A 20,474-nucleotide genomic window follows, 5' to 3' on the forward strand; every position below is an offset into this window, starting at 1 on the left:
CTCAATTGGGATTATAGTTATCCTAATTTTACATCAACAAATTCGTGATCAATACCGTACTTTTTACGGTATTGATTACTAAAAGAGTTTGTTGCAATTGAAAAATAACTTTAGCCGATATTTCACAGAGTGTAGGCTAAAGATTAAAATGAATAATAAAACTGATGATGGTACGTAGATATATGGCAAAAATGCATGACAACGAGCAAGAAATTACTTTAGAGCTTGTTAGGTCCCTTCTAAAAAAGCAATGTCCTCAATGGGCTGAACTCGAACTTCAGCCGATTCATTCAAGTGGTACGGATAATGCCCTATTTCGTTTAGGTGACCAATATGTAGTTCGCATTCCGCGAATTGAGTGGTCGCCAGGTAGTGTCGTTGATGGGATTAATAAAGAATGGCTTTGGCTTCCACAACTGGCCCGGCATTTAAAAATTCCTATATCTGAACCAGTATTCAAAGGTGAGCCTAATGAAACCTACCCTTGGTCGTGGAGCATCACCAAGTGGAATGAGGGATATAATCCAGCGTTTGAAAAAGAAAATGAATACGAACACCTCGCTGTTGATCTAGCTTCATTCTTAAATGAATTACATCACACAGAACTCCCTAAAACCGGCCCCTTATCACGTCGCGGTATGCCCTTAAAAGAATTGTATAAGGAAACAACCCAAGCGCTAGAGGCTTTAGCAGATGATATAGATACGAAACCATTAGCTTCTTTGTGGGAACAATTAGCCAATACCCCAACCTGGAATAAACCTCTCGTTTGGATGCATGGTGATCTCTTGCCTGGAAATATCTTAATTCAAAACCATAGACTAAGTGCAGTGATTGATTTTGCCGATGTTGGTCTTGGAGATCCAGCTTGTGATTTAATAGTTGCCTGGAGTTTACTCAATGAGCATTCAAGAGCGATTTTCCGTAAACATCTGATGAACATTGATGAGAATACTTGGAGAAGAGGACAAGGATGGGCGCTATCAATTGCATTGATCATTATTCCCTATTATAAAAATACCAACCCAGTTTTAACGTCTGTTGCGAGAAGAATGATTGAACAGCTCATGTTATCTCAAGAATAATTTATTAACGTAGCTCCTACGGGATCGAGGCACAAATCAGCCTTCGATCCCGTATTACTCTGCGCTAATACGGGCTACTTTGAGGCAATAGCTCCAGCTCCTGTTCTACTTTAGTTCGAGATACAATCGCTGCATCGTGGAAATGTCTACAATACAACTTCTTATGTTCCTCTTCATTAAATAAAGCAATTAAGGCATATCCCGGTTCTTTTGCTAAAGTAAGATCATTTTTAATATCCTCTTTTATTTCGTGGATAATTTTTAAAAATAAATGCTCACTGGCCGTGGAGGTTAATCCACCTTTACAAAAAGTAAGTGCGAGAGCGGCAACCACATCATGATTACGAAAATAGCCATCGATTTCCTCTTTCCTAGAAGTTGCCCCAAAAAAATAACTACTCCAATAGGGACGTCTTGATGCATCCTCATCTAATGCACTATCTTTTAGCATAGAAAATCGCTTGCCCTGCAATGAAACAGTATCTACCCAGGAAAACAAGGTATCAAACACTGAGGCAATACTCTGCTCGCTGGATAAGTCAATCGCATTTTCCTCTTTTTGTTGAATAACAAGCTGACCTATATTAGGTAATGGTAAAAGAGCTTTTTGTATAAACTCATTAAAGGTAGTTTTAAAGTTACGGGCATTATAATGGAACATCAGCAAATCTAACTCTTTAATAAAGAGAGGAGAGTCATCCATCTGAGCCATACCTAACTCACGGAACGCTTTTGCAAATAATAATGAAATAAACTCAAATGAACTAAGTTGTAAGGCATGGAATAAAACATCACTAATAATATTTTCGTCTTGCCACGCTCTGTTCGAGTCACTTAACCAACGATTTAGCGCCTCCTCATCTCCCTGAATTAAAATATTTATTAGTGCATGTCGCTTCTTTTCAGCCTTATTGCCTTCATCAATATAAGGATCAAGATCCTCAACATCAGCCTCCTCATAAATATCAACGTCATCATTGAAATCATCAAAATCCTCATCATCACTCGTAGAGCCCTCTGGTGATATTCTTGGCATAATCCCTCCCATAAGTGGCGTGGATTCTACTATATGCGTAATAAATGTAAGATTCAAGGATTAAAAAAAGAGGAATTCGCTTCGCTGCATCCAGGCTACTTTTAAATGTAGTCTGGATGCTTCACCAGGAGATCCTAAGCGTCGCGAATTCTTCTGGTCTATTCTAATGGTGCTGCCGCAGGGATATCAAATTAACTTGTCTAGCTTAAGTTGCCGGCACCAACATTGTAGTCTGCCCTCGCTTCGTCTTGATACTCCTCCACTAACTCAGTAACTACAGAAGGTCGTGCCTGATCCGTACTACGAAGACCCGACTGCGGCGTATCCTGAACGGTTGGTCTTCCAAGTAAACTAATAGCTCTAGCCGAATCTGGGGCCGTTAATGTATCAGATATACCTAATGAAGCGGTGAATTTTCCTTCAATTGAGCCTGTCTCCTGATTAACTTGCAAAACATAAGGAGGTGTAAACAATGATACTTCATTTTGCTCATTTCTTGCTTTATAAACACTGCGGGTTTCCGCATAGGCAAAAATTGACTTAATGCCAAAAAGATCAGTAAAAAAAGCCTGGAAGTTTTTTCCATGCCCAAAGAACCAACAATCGCGACCATCTGCCTTTTCAATAAGCCGCTTAATCTCGGCAACTTTATCTCCGGCATAATCCAGATCTTGTTTTACATCAAGACGATTATCGATTACCTGAGATTCAACAGAACCATGCTTCTTTATATTGCCTAGAGCCTGCATTCTTTTTTCATACAGAATGTCAAAGTCTTTTTGGCTACTAAATAACATAGAAAAGAACCACAAAATTACTTTGAGAGGAGTGAGCCAAAAAGAAGTAGCCTCATATATTTTCTTCATATCAGCTGTTGAACGAACATCACAACCAGAAGGATGACTACTATTTTCTGTTAACGCAGGCTCAATAGATATTTCCGCGTCATCAATGTTTTCAGGAATTAATAATCCAGCTGTTTGCATCGCCCTATTCATGGGCGAGATGGCGATGAATGGCTGATTGTGCTCAGGGTAAAATAATAAATTGCCAGTAACTTGATTCGTTTGGCTCATGCTAGCTTCTGCTGATGCCGCAATAGGTGCGTTGGGGCTCATCCCCAAACGTTTTTGTGCCCAGATAGCACTTTTTCCATGTCGGCTAAATAATACATGCCCCATGATTTCCAGTTTTTGCGCATTAAGATATACCTGATCAGCCTCTTTGAGCTGCTTTAATAAGTCCCCTTTTTCTTCTTCCTTAACAAGACCTAATTTGTTTATGATCGCTTCAACATGCTGAAAGTACAGCTGTTTTATTTGACCCGGGGTATTTTCTGCTTCAGCCGAAGTACTACGTTCCTCAATTAATTGAATAAACTTTTTTTCTTGCACAGTGACATTCCTACTTAAGATCTAAATATATTTATATTGTGCATTGTACCGAAAAATAGACAAAAAAAATAACATCACGCAGCGATGCACCTCTAAATGAAATGGATTCAGCATAATAAATAGCCTCGCTTGTTCCGTACGAGATATCCGTTTACACTGTACTTCGCATATTAAGAAGACTTCTGGGCCGCATGCCTCAGAAATTTGTACGAAGGATACGTGCATGGGGTTTATCATAAGGATGTTTCTTTGCCTAAGTCTAGGAGTAGTGCTCCTGGGCTGCACTGTATCATTACCGCAAAAACGTCAACATGAACACCTCAAAACCCCACCGAAGATCGAGCCTGAAATTAAACGGCGCCTAAAGGATAAAGCTACTTTTGCAATGGGAAATTGGCCACAACGACAATGGTGGCTAAATTATGGTTCATCTGAATTAAACACATTAATTGCTGAAGCCCTGGCAAGCAATCCATCAATTCAGGAAGTGCAAACCCGAATTACCGTAGCACAACAAGAAGCCAATGTGACACGCTCTACTTTATTTCCACTGGTATTTTTTGATGCCGCAGACACACAACAGCATTTAAGCAAACATGGATTATATCGAGCCTTTAATCCCAAACTTCCTCTCAATACCTCTTTATTGGATTTGTCACTCTCATTTATATATGAGTTTGACTTTTGGGGGCAAAACCGTAATCTGCTAAACGAGGCACTGGGCAAGGCTAAGGCGCAAGCAGCTGAGGCCGAAGAAGTAAATCTCATTATTACCACAGCCCTGAGCCAAGCCTATTTCGCCTATAAAACCAATTTACTAAGAAAACATTTATATGAACAATTAGTCCAGATACGGCAAAATCTTCTGACTTTGCAAAAACTCATGGTACGCAAGGGGCTGTCCTCAGAGTTACCTGCACTTTCTGCTGCAGAAAATTTATTAGAAGCGAAGAAATGGCTGGCAAGTATTAATGAAGAATTGAGTAACAATACCCATTTGCTTAATATACTAGCAGGACGAAGCCCTGCTCATCCTATATCGATGAAACGGACACTCCCCAAACTTCCTGAAAAGTTGGAAATTCCGCGCAGTATTTCCTTTGATCTGCTTGCCCGTAGACCTGATTTAATGGCACAAATTTGGCGCGCAAAAGCCTGGGCTTATAAAGCAGGAGCCGCGATGTCGGCTTACTACCCCAATGTAAATCTAAAAGGTTTTATTGGATTACAAAGTGTGAGCTGGACCCAATTTTTTGAAATCGCCAATAGGACTGGGGGCCTCACCTCTGCAATTCATTTACCCATTTTTACTGCTGGGGCAATTCGCGCCAATATTAAAGCCACTCAAGCAGAATTTGATGCAGCAATTTATGCTTATAATAATTTGCTTTTACGCAGTACTCAGGAAGTTCTCGACACATTAGCTTTTGCCCAAACGGTTCATCAGCATAGAACAGAACAAGCGGAAATAATTCATCAGGCGCAGCAGCGTTACCGTCTGATACGCTTACGTCAACAAAAGGGTTTAGACAGCCAGTTTGATGTGTATTATTTGCATGAGGAAGTAATTCAAAAACAACTGGTGGATATCACCCTGTTGTATAACCAATATCTCGCCTCAATTAAATTAACAAAAGCCTTGGGTGGTGGTTATTATCAACCCCAGGTGCCACTGGTACAGCGACATGAAGAAAAAAGCTAAACAACAGCATACTGCTCTCATTATTGCACTTTGCGTCATTTTTTTATGCTTCTTTTTATATTGGCTTTTTATCTGGCGTTTTGAAGTATATACATCGGATGCCTATGTGCAGGGGAACTTAGTAACAATTAAACCCTTACGGCCTGGTTTTGTAACCGGTATTTATACTGATGACACTTATTATGTGAAAAAAGGACAGCTCCTGGTTACCCTAAATGAGACAGACTCCATTATTGCTCTGGAAAAAGCAAAACAAAAATTAGCGCAAACCGTACGGGATGTCTGTCAGGCATTTCATAATGTTTTTGTTTTTGCCTCTGACATTAAAATGAGAAAAGCAGAACACATGAAGGCGAAACAAAACTTTACACATCGCCGTGATGTAATCCAAATGAAAGGTGTTTCCTTAGAGGATTATCAAAACGCTGCCGATGATTTACGTGCCAGTGCCGCCTCATTGGAAAGCACTAAAAACAATTACCAAAAAACGCTTGCTTTTATCCAAGGCACCTCCATTACTGAACATCCTTTAGTGCAAGCTGCAGTTCAGGAAGTACGTGATGCTTGGGTACAACTTTATCGTTGTAAAATTTACGCCCCCGTGGATGGTATTATCGCCCAACGTAGCGTACAGGTTGGCATGTGGCGCTCCCCCAGTGATGGGCTCATGTCAGTTATCCCTCTGGATCAAATATGGATTAATGCTAACTATAAAGAAACTCAGTTGAGCAATATTCGCCTTGGACAGCCGGTAAGGATTGTTTCTGACCTCTATGGCAATTCCGTAGTCTTTCATGGAAAAGTCGCGGGTCTACCTGGGGCTGCCGGAAATGCTTTTGCCTTGTTACCGCCAGAAAATCTCTCAGGAAACTGGATTAAAATCGTGCAACGACTCCCGGTTCGAGTGTCTCTTGATCCCGATGATCTGAAAAAACATCCCTTACGTGTGGGACTATCCTTAGAAGTCACTACAGATATCTCAAACCAAAATGGCGGATTCAATAATACGGCGACTACCGAATCACCGCGCTATTCAACGGATATTTTTCAACAGGAAGAGGCTGGCGTTGATGAATTACTTACCCAGATTATTGCCACCAATATCGATCCAAATCTGCAAAAATATGCGCAAAGAGTCTTTGCTTATAATGAATTAGCCCATAAAACGAGTGCCCAATGATCCTTTATGCACTTGTATTTTCGCTTGCTGCCGTAGTTTTTAACCTGACCTTGCCACTGATGGCAGGACTTTTTATTGTTGATAATCTTGGTGGCAGTACCTACATCAGTTCTTATGCGATCAGTTTCTTTTGCATTGGTAATATGCTGGGCGTACCTTTTGGTAAACCAAACAGTACGCGCTTGAACCCTATTCAGCTCTATATCCTATGCTTAGCGCTGATGATCTTTTTTTCCTGGCAATGCGCATTTGCAACGAATTATGTTTCTTTTATTTTATTTCGCTTTCTCGAAGGTATTGCTTCAGGCCCATTATACCTCTTGATTACTTACACACTTATTCCCGATCTAGCCCCCGATCGTGATAAAGGTTTTATCACGTCGCTACTGCTACTTTGTTTTTCTTTAGGTCCTGTTCTTGCGGCCAGTTGGGGCGGATGGATTGCCTTTTATCATCAATGGAGGCTACTATTTTTATCCCATATCATCTATTGTTTCTTTTTAATTATTTTTGTAGGTTATCGTTATCGAAACCACTACCCCGCGGTGAAAAGAGCTCGATTTGATTATCCCGGTTATTTTTTCTATGCCATCGTAGTAACCTGCTTTGGCACTGTAATCGCTGCGGGACAAGAATTGGATTGGTTTCGTTCCCCCCTTGTTTGCACTCTAGCTATTATAGGCAGTGTGAGTACCTTATTTTTTGTTCTTCGTTGTCTCAATCATCGTTATCCACTCATTGATTTGAGGTTACTTAAAAATGCTTACTTTTGTTTAGCGATGCTGCATGTGAGTTTGCTCTTTGCTATCTATTTTGGCATGATTATTTTGCTTTCCTTATGGTTACACCTCTACGTTAATTACAGCCCATTCTGGGTGCTTCTCTCAATTGGTGTCACGCTTTTGGGAGTGTGGCTGCCCATTTTTATTCATTATAAAGCCTATGATCCGCGTTTTCCGCTAATTATCGCCCTGGTTTTTTTAATTGCATCCAGTTTATATACTACTCAATTTAATGTACAAATTGATTTTGACCGCATTGCCATTTCGCGAATTTTAACTGGCTTTGGCCTTAGCCTATTTCTCGCACCATTATTTCGCCTATCAGTACAGGTTTACCCCAAGGAAAAACAGCATGAATGCCTCAACTTATTTCATATCATCCGGCTTTGCGGTAGCGGTATCGGCATTGCGCTTTTTGTAACCCTATGGCACCGTCGTCAAATATTTTATTATGAGCGTTTAGGCAGTCGCTTAACGGAATTTTCCACCGTAACCAATGACTTTTTGAATAAAGCGCATCAGGTACCACTCCCCGGAAAATATGCCTTTGCCCAGCTCAGTTCATATCTTAATCGCCAGGCAACCGCACTTGCTTTAGATGATTGTTTTTATTTAATGAGTTGGATGTTAATTGCTTTACTCATTATTTTATCATCCACCTTTTTCTTTAAAGATCCGGTATTGTTTGATAAGAAAAATGCGCCCTATTAGGATTATTTCAACTGTTTATTCATTAAAAAAGAAAGAAGTTCCTTATCTTCCTCATCTTCCACACTATCCAATTCATCATCATTAGACATTAGATGTTCACGCCAATTAGCAGGTACATTCCACGGCTGAGGCGAAGTTAATTTACCAATTACTTTTCCTTCCTTATAAATCAAATACTCCTGCTCTAAAGACAGAACCGATTGCGAATGCTCTTTAGGTAAAATGATTTCGTGCCAATTGATTTCTTCCTTTTTCATGCCGTATTACCTATTAATCTCGTGTTAATTTAACGTGGAATTTTAATGATTTTGATGGAAAATTAAATAGCATGAATACACTTTTAAATTGAAGCCTATCCGCCCTTATTCTTAGAGTCCAGATAAGTTTCACAACATTCACTAGTAAGAGGTCGTGAATAAACGTAACCTTGAAAACCGTCTATTCCTTGGGTATGAAGCGTATTGAGCTGTTGTTCATTTTCAACTCCTTCTGCAATCACCTTCATATTTAATTTATGAGCCATAGTAGTAATCGCGTGGATGATTGTTTGATCTAAGGAGTCTTCAGCACAATTATTAACAAATACTTTATCAATTTTTATTTTGTTAACCGGCAAAAGTTTTAAATAAGATAAAGCTGAGTAACCGGTACCGAAATCATCAAGAACTAAATTTACGCCTAATTGCTGTAGCTTTTTAATTTCTGTAGATAAGTTTTCATTGTGATTAAGCACAATGGTTTCAGTAATCTCAAGCTCTAAAAAGGTAGGATCTAACTGCGTTTCTGCCAAAACATCAGCAACCACAGAACTAACCGAATGATTAAGAAATTGCGCTGCAGATAAGTTAATCGCAATAAAGCCTGAAAAAATCTTTTTTTCCTGCCAAATTTTAGCTTGTTGGCAAGCCGTTTTAAGAACCCATTCGCTTACAGGTCCAATTAATGGACTCTTTTCCAAAGTCGTAATAAAATCTTTGGCCTCTAAAACTCCTTTTTCAGGATGCTTCCATCTTATTAATGCTTCAAGGCCAATTATTGCTCCAGTGTCCACTGCATAAAAAGGTTGATACATCAAAAAGAATTCCTGATTCTCATAAGCGCGTTGTAATTCTTTATCTAAGCCGTGTGTCCGTTGATAATCCTCCAGTAATTGGGAGGAATAGTAATAAAACTGGTTTCGACCTTTTTCTTTCGCCTGATATAAGGCTGTATCTGCAAGTTTAAGCAAGGTTTGTATGTCATGTGCATCGTTAGGAAAAATACTTATTCCTAAACTAGTTGTCGTTTGTAAAATATGATCGCCAACATGAAAAGGTTTAGACAGCTCATGAAATATCCATTCAACTATCGAACTTAGGTATTCTTTGGAAGTAAAATGGGTGAGCATTACTACGAATTCATCGCCCCCTATCCGAGCAGCAATATCACCTTTCTTTAAAACAGAATTTAATATCTTTGCTGTATGAATCAACAACTTATCGCCATAATCATGGCCTAAATTATCATTAACCCTTTTAAAATAATCTAAATCTAGAAATAATATGGCGATTTTCTTTCCAGAAATGTCAGACTTTCTCGAGGTTTGTTGAAATAGCTCATACAACATATTGCGGTTAGCAAGCCCTGTGAGTGGATCGTGTGATACCTGATAATAAAGCTTCGCATTTTCCAGTGAGGTCATAGCCTGGGAACAGAGTAACTGCAAACTATCTATATGACTTTCGGTAAAGGTATCATTACTGTCTTTATGTTCTAAATACAAAATATGACACAGTTGCCCTTGATAAAAAATCGGCATTGCAAGAATAGATTTGGGCTTTTCTTGTTGTACGTAAATATCATTAAACGTAAGATCCGATTGATTTGTGTCATTGATAATAATTGCTTTTTTTGTCAACTGCACATAATTCAAAACCGAAAGAGGATATTGTAATCCGGCATCGGTTGCTTTGAGATTATTCAAGTAAATATTTTGTTCCTCAGAGTTACCTTCTGCCTCGATAATCCATTGGCCATTGAGGCGAGTTAAAATAATACTGTTTTGTGCCCCAGAATTTTCCAAGACAACAGTAATGAATTTTTGCAATAGCGCATCTAATCGAATCTCACTGGAAAGCGCCTGAGTAAATTTTAAAATAGCTAACATGTCCAAAGGCTGAGTGCCACCTTGAGAAAGCATAGGTTTAGCTAACGCTGCTTCATTAGTAATATAGGTTGGATAACTCTCCTCCAGCCATTGAGCTTTAACAATAGCTCCCCACTTCTTAAACAATTGATACGCATTTTGCAAATAAAGTTGTGCCACACGGGCAACTTTTTGGGCAATGCAATAACACCCTGCAAGCTCACTTGCAATTGCAGCAATTAGAATCGACTTGTTAGCCAATGCCCTATTAATCGCCTCATCATAAAAAGGAAGTGCATCCTGATTATCGAGACGAGCTAATTCTGCCTCAATTAGTAAGGCATGCGCTTTAAAATTATCAGGACACCAAACAGCATACCGATCAACCAATTGTTTCAATTGCTTTATTTTTTTTAAAAATGGTTGATGCTGTTTTTGGGGTAATTGATGAAGATATTGGCATAACGCCAGTGCATAATAAAATTTACCATCAAAATGAGTTATTAATCCTTTGTCATAATCGGAATAGCTCTCATGGCGTTGCCCCATTTGCATGGCTTGCTCGATGTTCCCTAATATAAAATGCAATCGCGTTATAGAGCAGTAAAAAAAGCCCAGTTCCGTTTTGTTCTCTCCCTGAATCATGCGCCCCTCAAAAGCAGCCAGTTGCTCCGGCTCTATAGCTTCCAGATTTTTTAAGCATTGAATGGAATAATTCCAAAATCGAGTCACATTAACAAAATCAGAAATATTAGTCCGTGACATAAATGACAAAGTAGCCTCAACATATCTTTTTACTTCGTCCAGTGTTTGTCCTAAGGTAAAGGAATGAAATACCAATGAGATACTACTGTAATTGCTGTAGCCCAAATCACCCGCTTCACAGCCCAACCTAAAAGCATTCATTATGGTTTTATTACATTCGCTTAGGGGTAATTGATAGGGCTCAATAAATCCACCTAAAATAAATTGATTCCTACCCTCAAAATTTGACGCCCCATATTTTTGTTTCAACTTATTATAAAGTCTGACAAAAGACAGGGCCTCTTCGTGTAAATGCAAAGAATGCATTAGCACAAACGCGTAGGCAGGAATACACATAGAGGTGCTTTCGGTATAACCATACTTTAAACTCAATCGTACATTAATGCAGGTGAGCAAAATAAACATTTTTTGCTCGATAATGAACGCACTATTTAGTAATTGCGTGATTAAATTAATGATTGCCTTTTGTTTTAAATCGTTCATTAAAGGTAAATCAATAAATTCAGGCTGTGTCCTTTTCAATTGACGTTTAATTTTATAAATGGCTATTAATAAATGATATTTCTTGGGATTTTTAGGAATTTGGATACCGAAGCTTTTTAAAGCATTTAATCCTAAATTGAGTGCTTCCCTATGTTTACCAATGGTGGCCAACATTTCAATTGTAAGGCGATTGATTTCTAAAATCTTAAGCGGATTTCTTTCCTGCTCGAGCAATTGATTAAAATAATCATTGGCATTTACAAAATCACCAATCAAATATTTACACGCTGCCAACTCTTTATAAAGTTGGAACGCTAGCTCTTCTTCATTTTGCCAATAATTATCGGGTAATAAAGAAATACCCGCGGAAAAATATTCATTGGCAGCATAATAGGCTGATGCCAATTTAGCTTTATGACCGGCCCACAAATTGTACTTGGCCAATTGCACACGTTCAATCGGGTCTTTAATTAAAGTAATACCTTGATTAAAGTGTTTCATCACTTCAAACAAACGTTCATCTTGTTCTGTCAGTACTTTTTCTTTGAGTAATAACCTGCCAATTTTCAGATGAAGATAGGGCAGTTTATCTTGTTCCACCAATTCAGAGCTTGCTTGCTGAACACGATCATGGACAAAGCGATAATTCAGAGTACTTACTTGCTCGCGGTTCACAACCCCCTCTAAACTCACCAAATTCTCTGTTAGATAGGCTTCTTCTATTGGATAAATTAAATTAGCTTTAATTGCCTGATACAAACCATCTGCGGTTTGACTCATCGACTGTTCACTAATTGTAACCAAAGTATCAAAATCAAATTTATGGCCTAAACAAGCGGCCAACATTAAAATTTCTTGCGTTGCTTGTGGCAGCCAGTGGATCTTCGTCATCAGCAACTCTACCACATTATCAGTAGCACTCTGTTGCAAAATTTTAGATAAATCCCATTCCCAGCAGCCCAATTCATAGGAAAAGCGTAATAACTTGTTTTGATAAAGGATCTTAATGAATTCATTAATAAAAAAAGGATTGCCCTGGGTTTTCTCAAAAACACATTGCCCTAGTTCTTGAATCTTATCCATAGGGCTTAATAAGGTATCGTGTAATAATTGCTGAATATTTATTAACTCTAAAGGCTCCAGCGTAATTTGCGTTAACTTCACATTATTACTACTGATGTTATTCAATGTTTTTTGTAAAGGATGTCCTTCGTTAATTTCATTATTCCGATAGGTGCCTAGCAGCAATAAATAATTGGTTTCCTGATCTTGTAATATAGTTTCGATAAAATTAAGTGATGAATTATCTGCCCATTGCAAATCATCAAGAAAGATAACCAAGGGATGATTTTGTTGTGCAAAGACACGAATTAAATTTTGGAATGCCAGGTTAAATCGTATTTGCGTATCCTTAAGATTTAATTTAGGAACAGATGGTTGTGCCCCTATAATTAATTCTATTTCAGGGATCACATCGATAATTACTTGCCCTACTTTGCCTAAAGAATCCAATAGCTTGGCTTTAAGATCGTTTAAATTATCCTCACTTTCTGCAAGAACTTGCTTCACCAATTTTTGAAATGCAGAGACAATACCGCTATAAGGAATATTTCGTTGTATCTGATCAAATTTCCCTTGGATATAATAAACACGATGCTGCACCATCGCTTTGTGCACTTCATTAACTAAAGAGGTTTTCCCAATCCCTGAATATCCAGAAATTAATACTATTTCCTTGTTACCTTCACTTACACGATTAAACGCTTGTAATAATTGCTGCACCTGAGCATTACGGCCATATAAATTACGGGAAATGCTTAAATAATCACGCGTATCATTTAAACCTAGAGAAAAACGTTTAATGCAGCGTTTACGCTCCCATTGCTCTTGGCATTCTTGAAGATCTGATTTTAAACCAATGATGCTTGAATACCGTGACTCAGGCATTTTATTCAGGAGCTTATCAATAATCGCATTGAGCATTTCCGGAACATCAGACCTTTTTTCAAGGGCTGGCGGCGCTTTTTTTGCAATATGACAATGGACTAACTCCAAAGGATCGTTACTTTGAAATGGGAGCTGATTCGTTAACATCTGATAAAGCGTTATTCCTAACGAATAAAAATCAGTACGATAATCAATAGGACGATTAATGCGTCCTGTTTGCTCCGGGGAAATATACGCCAAATCTTCTTCAAGATTACTAAATGTCATGTAATCAAAAGTTTCTTCTGATATTTGAGTACAGACACTTAAATCAATTAATTTGAGTGTTAATTTATCTGGATCTATGATGATATTCGATGGATTTATTTCTTTATGGATAATTTTTAATTGATGCAACTCACCTATTATATCCACTAACTGTAAAGCCAATTTACAAAAAGCACCGATTTCTAAGCGGTTATCTTCAAGGTAAGAATGTAGAAGCAAGCCTTCTACGTTCTCTAAAATTAAAATAGGTACAGGAACATCTTGTAAAAAATCATACGCTTTGATGATTGTAGGTGCATCAATTTGTTGTAACAAATTAAATTCATGCTGTAAAACGGCCAGATTTTCAGCGGTAACATGATGATTATTTGGCGTTTTTAACAACACACGGAATCTATCTTTACTTCTAATTGCATAGTAAGTATCGATATTATGATTATTACGCATTTTCTTTTGTAATGCATAACCTGATATGGCAACCATTTCGACTCATTTATTGATAGTCATTCTGTTATGATTAACTGAGCACTGATCGCTCAAATTAACATCCCGATACGCGTCTATCAAATTTCTCTGGACAAAAAATAGTATGTTTTCCTGAAGTTACAACTAAAGAAGATTTAATTTATAGACCGTCTTTTTTCCTAATCAACCAGCCACAAGCTTACTCTTTATTTATGGCCCTTACCTGACACATATGGCTAAGGTGTACTCAATGCTCAAGACTACATTCTATATGTATAGTGTAGTGCAGGAAGGTGGTATGTCAAAAATATTTTCTTTTTGATTTAATGGAAATAATGTTTTCTGAGTTAGTGATGGCCTACAACCGAGCACGGTTTGAAAGAGAAACTCGCACTTCCTCTATATTTTGGTTTAGAAAATCCTGTGCATTGATCACCTCATCTTCGACGAGTAGGTTATCTTTAGTGTCAAAAGTCATAGTCAATTTTCCAGAAGGAAATAATTTTTCAGGGATTTCTGCCATTTCAGCCGCTTGTTTTAGCAAATCTTGCGGGCAATATTCTAGTTTTAAAACAAGATCCGTGTCCGCATTAATGAGTAATGCATCAAGGCTGCTCATAAATCTCCTAGCCCATGTAGGATTTTGTTGGTTCAAACTCATAAGCGTATTTTCTTTCTTCACATATTCTATAGTAGCCATAAAAGGAGCAACTATTTTTTTACTAGTCACTAAGGCTTTGGGGCTCAAGTGGCCAATCAAAATTTGAGTCCAATATAATGCTGCTGCATTACGTTGTTCATCAGAAATTTTCATAAGTACTCCCGATACGAGATGGCGAATTTTAAACGCCTATCATAAGCGTAAAGCAGCTATAGCATCATATATTGAGTTATATTTGAGCAAATTAGGCCATGAAAAAATTAATTGACTGATTAAAAATCAATTTTAATCCTGGAGTATAACCGTATTAGCGCAGCGTAATACCGGATCAATAAATCAGACTTCGCCCCATAAATAAGGACTACCTGGAATATCGTCCTAAATATACAGCTCCTTAATTTTTTGCATCACCTAATAAAAGTGCCATAAAAATATGATTTTCATATTTTCCTTCGATGCACACTGCATTTTTATGAATGCCTTCCTTCTCAAATCCAAATTTTTCATACATGGCAATAGCGGACTTATTTTGTTCACGCACTGTAAGCTCAATACGAGTTAATCCTTTTTGTTCCGCCTGTTGAATGGCGGCATGCATTAATTTCTTGCCAATTCCCTGTCCTCGATAAGCAGCTAATACACCAATGCCTAAAGAGCCTACATGAGCAAAAACAGGTCGATCCAGTGAACTAATATCACACCATCCAATGACACGTCCATCACATACCGCAATAAAATGAGGCCAATTATCCTCAATATTGTGAAAAACAAAATCGCGCGTAGTATTTATTGGTGGGCCTTCCAAGAATGCGAGATACTTACGTTCACGTGCAACACTATCAACAGCTGACCAAAATTCGTCGATGCGCTCTGCTGTTATTGGAATTATTTCAACATTCATTCAGACTCGTCCTTATCTTCTATGCCCAACCAATTCGTTCTTTAATAATGTAGCAATTGCCTTGAAATGAAATCAAGACGATTGCTACAACTCCTTAAAAATTTCATTAACTTCTGATTACTTATTTTTTCTCTTTTGGGCAGACGGGTTCATTGGTATTTTAATTTCATTAGGATAATCAAAAGCAGAACCGCTTGCTACATCAACAGAACCGCCAATAACTAAAAGGATGGCGGCAAACAACTACTTCTTTGGGATGAAATGTATTAACGGGTGTGGGCGCGCTACTACCCATGCTGGCTTCTACATCAAAAGCCTGCCCTTTATCTAGCTGAACTTAATTATGATGTTTATGTTATACTTGGTTTTTTTTACTCCTGGCTAAGGAACAACATGCATACACTCCCCCCCTGCCCCAAATGTAACTCAGAATATACTTATGAAGATGGTTCCTTATTGATTTGTCCCGAATGCACCTATGAATGGAGTAAGCATGAGCATGATGCGGATGAAAGCCAGAATGAAGAACGAATCATCAAAGATGCCAATGGCCAAGTATTAAACGATGGGGATACCGTCACAGTAATTAAAGACTTGAAAGTTAAAGGCTCATCTTTAGTAGTAAAAGTAGGCACCAAAGTAAAAAATATTAGACTGGTTGATGGTGATCATGACATTGATTGTAAAATTGATGGCATCGGCGCCATGAAATTAAAATCAGAGTTTGTGAAAAAAGGATAACTCTCCACTGGAGCAATGATGAACGGATCTCATCACAAAAAAACAAAATCTCATCATTTCAGTCACCTCAATACGCGTTGGCCCACCTGGCTTGCGCTTATTGTGGTTTGCTTACTTTACGAAGCCCTTCCCAAAGTATTTTATTGGGGACCACGAGGCTTGCTTATTGGCCTAGTAACCGTAATGCTGATCCCACTAATAATTAGCCAATGGCGCGGCAACTCTAAAATTAATCGCATTCTTGCGTTGTCCATTAATATTCTCATCACACTGTATACTATTATTTCCGTATGTCGTTTACTCCTCGCCACCTTCCAAGGGGAAATTGGCCCAAACCATTTACTCGTCTCATCCATAATTTTATGGACAACCAATATCCTGGTTTTTGCATTATGGTACTGGAGTTTAGACGCAGGAGGACCAGTACAAAGAGAACTCGAAGAAAGTGCCGGCTCAACTGCCTTTTTATTTCCACAAACACAACTCGCCTTAACTGAAACGGCAGGTGTGCCTGAATATATAAAAAACTGGAAACCTCATTTTGTGGATTATTTATTCTTAGCCTTTAATACCACCACAGCCTTCTCCCCAACCGATACTCCAGTATTAACTCGCTGGGCAAAGGGCATGTGTATGTTACAAGCAGTAATTTCCTTAGCAATTATCGTAATGCTCGCAGCCCGAGCGATTAATATATTGAACTCCGGTTCAGGTTATGTTGTTTCATAAAAAACTGCTTACTTGCAGCAGTACCTATCACTATTGAGCTCGCTCAATAGTGGCTCCAACGCGTCCATAGCTTGCTACTGCCAGGGAGGTAATTAAACGCCAATATCCCCACCCAGGAATTGATCAAAATAACATCTCATCGCGCAATAAAAACCCCAGTCTGTGAAACGACTAGTAATGAAACTCTTTTATTTTTTGATCGAATGGAGTTACAAGTAGCAAAAAAGAGCTCCTCTTCTTTTCGCAACTCATCTCAAAAGCCTCCACTATTCCCAACTAATTGAACATGTGATCACCCACGTGGGGATCTTGTTTTAAATATTCTTTTCCGACATGAATCAAGTCTAGATCTATTGGATGGCCATCGAAAACTTAATTAATTCTCTTGTTCTCTTCGCATGGGCCCCCTGTTTTTCGCTCCGAGGTTATCGAATCCATGTTTTGCTTATCCAAACTGGCATTAAATTAGCGTCCATAACATGAGCATCTTTTAGAAGTATTTTTGTTTGCTAAAGCTGATTAGAAAAGTCGGTTGCGGGCAATCAGATTTTCTACGTATCATGGATGCCTGATTTTTTAGCCCATAATATAAAGATAAATAAATGCAAAGAGCAAATCATGACTCAAACTCCTAAAATATTTGATTACATCATCGTAGGCGGAGGCTCCGCAGGCTGCGTTTTAGCAAATAGGCTTTCTGAAAACTCCAATACCCAAGTATGCCTACTCGAGGCAGGCCCAGCCGATACTAGTCCATTTATTCGTATGCCTATGGGAATTATCATGGCCATACGCAGTAAAAAATTAAATTGGCATTTATGGACCACACCCCAAGCCCATTGCAACAATAGAAGCATGTACTGGCCTAGAGGACGAACACTTGGAGGCAGCTCCTCTATTAATGCCATGTGTTATGTGCGAGGACATGCCAATGATTATGATCAATGGGCGCAATTAGGTAATGAAGGATGGAGCTATCAAGAAGTACTTCCCTATTTTGAAAAGTTTGAGCGTGAAGAAAAAATTCATGTCGATAAACCCAGATATTTAAACCCCTTGATGCGTGTTTTTGTGCAAGCAGGAGAACAAGCGGGTTATCCAATTTTAGAAAACTATAATACAGAGCTGCGAGAAGGCGTTGGATATTTTGATGTAGCCCAAAAAAACGGGCAGCGTTGGAGCAATGCTCGCGGTTATTTAGATCCTATTAAAAAAAGAAGCAATTTAACCATTATAACGCATGCTCAGGCGGTTAAAATTCTTTGTGACAATAAATGTGCTAAAGGAGTACGTATTATCAGGCGAGGAACCACTCAAGATATCCGGGCAAGCAAAGAAGTAATTCTATCAGCTGGCAGTATTGGCTCCCCTCATCTTTTATTATTGTCAGGAATAGGGCCTAAAGCAGAGATAGAAAAACATGGCATCGCGTTAGTTCATGATTTACCCGGTGTAGGAGAAAACCTACAAGATCATTTAGATATTCATATCACCTGCCTGGATAAAACACGTACCTCATTTAGTTTTCTTCCCAGTTCTCTGTGGCGGCACCTTAAATCATTAGTACTTTATCTATTTAAACACCGAGGCGAATTAACTAGCAATTACACGCAAGCCGTAGGTTTTACCAGAACCACCCCCACCTCAATAGCTCCGGATTTACAATGGCATTTTGCAACCTCCATGTACACCAATAGCGCCCGTCAGCTAAAGGATTTGTTTTGCCATTATGGTTATTTATTAATGACCTGTTATTTGCATCCTAAAAGCCGCGGCACCATTAAATTACGCAGTGCCAATCCTATGGATATGCCTTTAATTGACCCCAATTACTTATCTGAAAAAGAAGATTTAGATGCCATGGTTATTGGCTTTCAAAAAGCCCGAGAAATTTTAGCGCAGCAAGCTTTTAGCCCTTATTTTGCAAAAGAGTTTGAACCTGGAGAAACAGCAAAAACAGAAGAACAAATTCGTGAGTACATTAAGCAAAAATCCGAAACCATTTATCATCCCGTAGGCACCTGTAAAATGGGGATCGACTCAATGGCGGTGGTTGATCCCAAACAATTAAAAGTCTATGGAATAGACAACTTAAGAGTGATTGATGCCTCCATTATGCCAACGTTGGTTAGCGGCAATACCAATTCACCAACCACCATGATTGCTGAAAAAGGAGCCGCAATAATTTTAGAATCATCAACTTAAAAATTTTTTGCCTTTTGCTGCTTAAATTTATCTCTATTTGTATTTGCCAATTAATTTAATTCGCTTTAAATTAAAATGAGCATTGTATAAGGAGATATCATGAAGCTAAAAGTTGACCCATCCAAAAGCCCAACATTTAACTACTTTGTTATTAAGATAAATAACAATAATGGAGACACTAGCGCGAATAAACTACACGCTTATAAAACAGCGATGGATTATGTCAGAGCACAATACCCAAAGGCACTAGCAGGGAATAGTTATTGGCTTCAAGTAAAAAGCACTGTCCCATTAACAGACCTCTACTTTTTACGCTGCCTAACCTTCCGCAGCTTCGTACCACCTTATACCGATGACGGCTTAGATGCATTTAGAAAACACGTCGATGCCATTGTGCAAAAAGAGGCAGAATTTGAAGTTGAGCCTCAACCTTCAACTTCGGAATTAGGTCTGATTTAATAAAAAGCTCATCATTGCGAATCTTAATGAAGCGCTAGAACAGTACTTTGTTAGAGCTCCGTTCTGGATTGCTTCACTAAAGTTCGCAATGATGACAATGTTGTATTGAAAGAGCATGCTACCTCAATATTCATCTCTAAAAATCTAATGTAGCGCGGATGCAACGCAGTTTAATCCGGGAACCATGAGTGCAGCGAATTCATTAAGATTTGTGCAGTCCCTTGCTACAACCCAACACGTGCCAAGTAGACCATTACAAATAGAATTTCCTACCAAACCCCGCAAGAAATTAACAGTATTTAATACTTTGTTTAATTATGATATAGTCCGATGCCTTTTTTTTAACCAACCATCAAGGATAAAAATAATGAAAAATAAGATACTATTTATTGGTCTACTTCTATCATCACTAATGTTCAATGCACACGCCAGTACACTCTTCACTGAAATAACAAGAGCAAACCAAGTTAAATCAGCTCAACAAGAAGAAGCAAAAACAGAAATCTTTATAAACAATAATAGCGATGAAAGTGTTTGGATATCCGTATATGGGCATCTAGAACTACTTCTAAAAGGCTTTACTCTTCGTTTGTATAGCAATGAGGTAGAAATGGAGGCCGTACACATTAAAATGTCAAAAAATATCTTTTCTGATATTTTCTTCGATGGTTTAGTACCTAATCACTCTAAAATTAAAGTAAGAGATTACCTCACTCCCCCTGCATCTAATTCTTAAGTTAACCTCTATCCGCCTGTATTAGGACTTCGTCTAATACAGGCCACACACTGCACTTGTCTTAATAAATGTCGATTGGGCTGTGAAGCTCAACACAGGA

The 20,474-nt window shown here is 38.4% G+C and carries 15 protein-coding genes; 9 read left to right on the top strand and 6 right to left on the bottom strand.

Annotation, left to right across the window (positions count from 1 at the left end):
• Positions 1-182: 182 nt before the first annotated feature.
• The gene (locus J2N86_RS09760; protein WP_252579203.1) at positions 183-1,085 is read left to right on the top strand and encodes an aminoglycoside phosphotransferase family protein; all 903 of its coding nucleotides are present in this window, start codon (positions 183-185) and stop codon (positions 1,083-1,085) included.
• Between the two features lie 64 nt (positions 1,086-1,149).
• Here the strand turns inward: J2N86_RS09760 and J2N86_RS09765 are convergent, their stop codons facing one another.
• Complete coding sequence (locus J2N86_RS09765) at positions 1,150-2,121, bottom strand: hypothetical protein (protein ID WP_252579204.1); 972 nt, start codon at positions 2,119-2,121, stop codon at positions 1,150-1,152.
• Positions 2,122-2,321: 200 nt separating this feature from the next.
• Positions 2,322-3,515 (bottom strand): histidine phosphatase family protein, encoded by a 1,194-nt coding sequence (locus J2N86_RS09770; RefSeq protein ID WP_252579205.1) that lies wholly within the window; start codon positions 3,513-3,515, stop codon positions 2,322-2,324.
• A 223-nt stretch (positions 3,516-3,738) separates the two neighbouring features.
• Here J2N86_RS09770 and J2N86_RS09775 point away from each other — a divergent pair, with 223 nt between their 5' ends.
• Genes J2N86_RS09775 through J2N86_RS09785 form a run of 3 tightly spaced genes read left to right on the top strand, consistent with a single transcriptional unit; the run spans position 3,739 to position 7,890 of the window.
• Entirely contained in the window at positions 3,739-5,217 is a 1,479-nt protein-coding gene (locus J2N86_RS09775; protein WP_252579206.1) for an efflux transporter outer membrane subunit, read from the top strand.
• A complete protein-coding gene (locus J2N86_RS09780; protein WP_252579207.1) occupies positions 5,201-6,397 on the top strand; it encodes an HlyD family secretion protein in 1,197 nt (398 codons plus the stop codon). The genes J2N86_RS09775 and J2N86_RS09780 overlap by 17 nt, the downstream gene beginning before the upstream one ends.
• A complete protein-coding gene (locus J2N86_RS09785) occupies positions 6,394-7,890 on the top strand; it encodes an MFS transporter (protein WP_252579208.1) in 1,497 nt (498 codons plus the stop codon). The genes J2N86_RS09780 and J2N86_RS09785 overlap by 4 nt, the downstream gene beginning before the upstream one ends.
• 2 nt (positions 7,891-7,892) lie before the next feature.
• Here J2N86_RS09785 and J2N86_RS09790 read toward each other — a convergent pair whose 3' ends face one another.
• The 4 genes from J2N86_RS09790 to J2N86_RS09805 form a co-directional block, all read right to left on the bottom strand.
• Positions 7,893-8,147, bottom strand: a complete 255-nt coding sequence (locus tag J2N86_RS09790) for a hypothetical protein (RefSeq protein WP_252579209.1) — start codon at positions 8,145-8,147, stop codon at positions 7,893-7,895.
• A gap of 95 nt (positions 8,148-8,242) precedes the next feature.
• Complete coding sequence (locus J2N86_RS09795) at positions 8,243-13,960, bottom strand: EAL domain-containing protein (RefSeq protein WP_252579210.1); 5,718 nt, start codon at positions 13,958-13,960, stop codon at positions 8,243-8,245.
• A 340-nt stretch (positions 13,961-14,300) separates the two neighbouring features.
• Complete coding sequence (locus J2N86_RS09800) at positions 14,301-14,756, bottom strand: hypothetical protein (protein ID WP_252579211.1); 456 nt, start codon at positions 14,754-14,756, stop codon at positions 14,301-14,303.
• Between the two features lie 241 nt (positions 14,757-14,997).
• A complete protein-coding gene (locus tag J2N86_RS09805; protein ID WP_252579212.1) occupies positions 14,998-15,504 on the bottom strand; it encodes a GNAT family N-acetyltransferase in 507 nt (168 codons plus the stop codon).
• Between the two features lie 393 nt (positions 15,505-15,897).
• On the opposite strand from J2N86_RS09805, the gene J2N86_RS09810 reads away from it, so the two are divergent.
• From J2N86_RS09810 to J2N86_RS09830, 5 genes are all read left to right on the top strand, one after another.
• Entirely contained in the window at positions 15,898-16,245 is a 348-nt protein-coding gene (locus J2N86_RS09810) for a zinc ribbon domain-containing protein YjdM (RefSeq protein WP_252579213.1), read from the top strand.
• Between the two features lie 15 nt (positions 16,246-16,260).
• A complete protein-coding gene (locus tag J2N86_RS09815) occupies positions 16,261-16,974 on the top strand; it encodes a hypothetical protein (RefSeq protein ID WP_252579214.1) in 714 nt (237 codons plus the stop codon).
• Positions 16,975-17,592: 618 nt separating this feature from the next.
• Entirely contained in the window at positions 17,593-19,179 is a 1,587-nt protein-coding gene (locus tag J2N86_RS09820) for a GMC family oxidoreductase (RefSeq protein WP_252579215.1), read from the top strand.
• Positions 19,180-19,278: 99 nt separating this feature from the next.
• Positions 19,279-19,638, top strand: coding sequence for a hypothetical protein (locus J2N86_RS09825; protein WP_252579216.1), 360 nt, complete (start codon positions 19,279-19,281; stop codon positions 19,636-19,638).
• A gap of 367 nt (positions 19,639-20,005) precedes the next feature.
• On the top strand, positions 20,006-20,374 hold the full coding sequence (locus J2N86_RS09830; protein ID WP_252579217.1) for a hypothetical protein: 369 nt from the start codon (positions 20,006-20,008) through the stop codon (positions 20,372-20,374).
• Positions 20,375-20,474: the final 100 nt, after the last annotated feature.

Source organism: Legionella lytica (genome assembly GCF_023921225.1).
GTDB lineage: Bacteria > Pseudomonadota > Gammaproteobacteria > Legionellales > Legionellaceae > Legionella > Legionella lytica.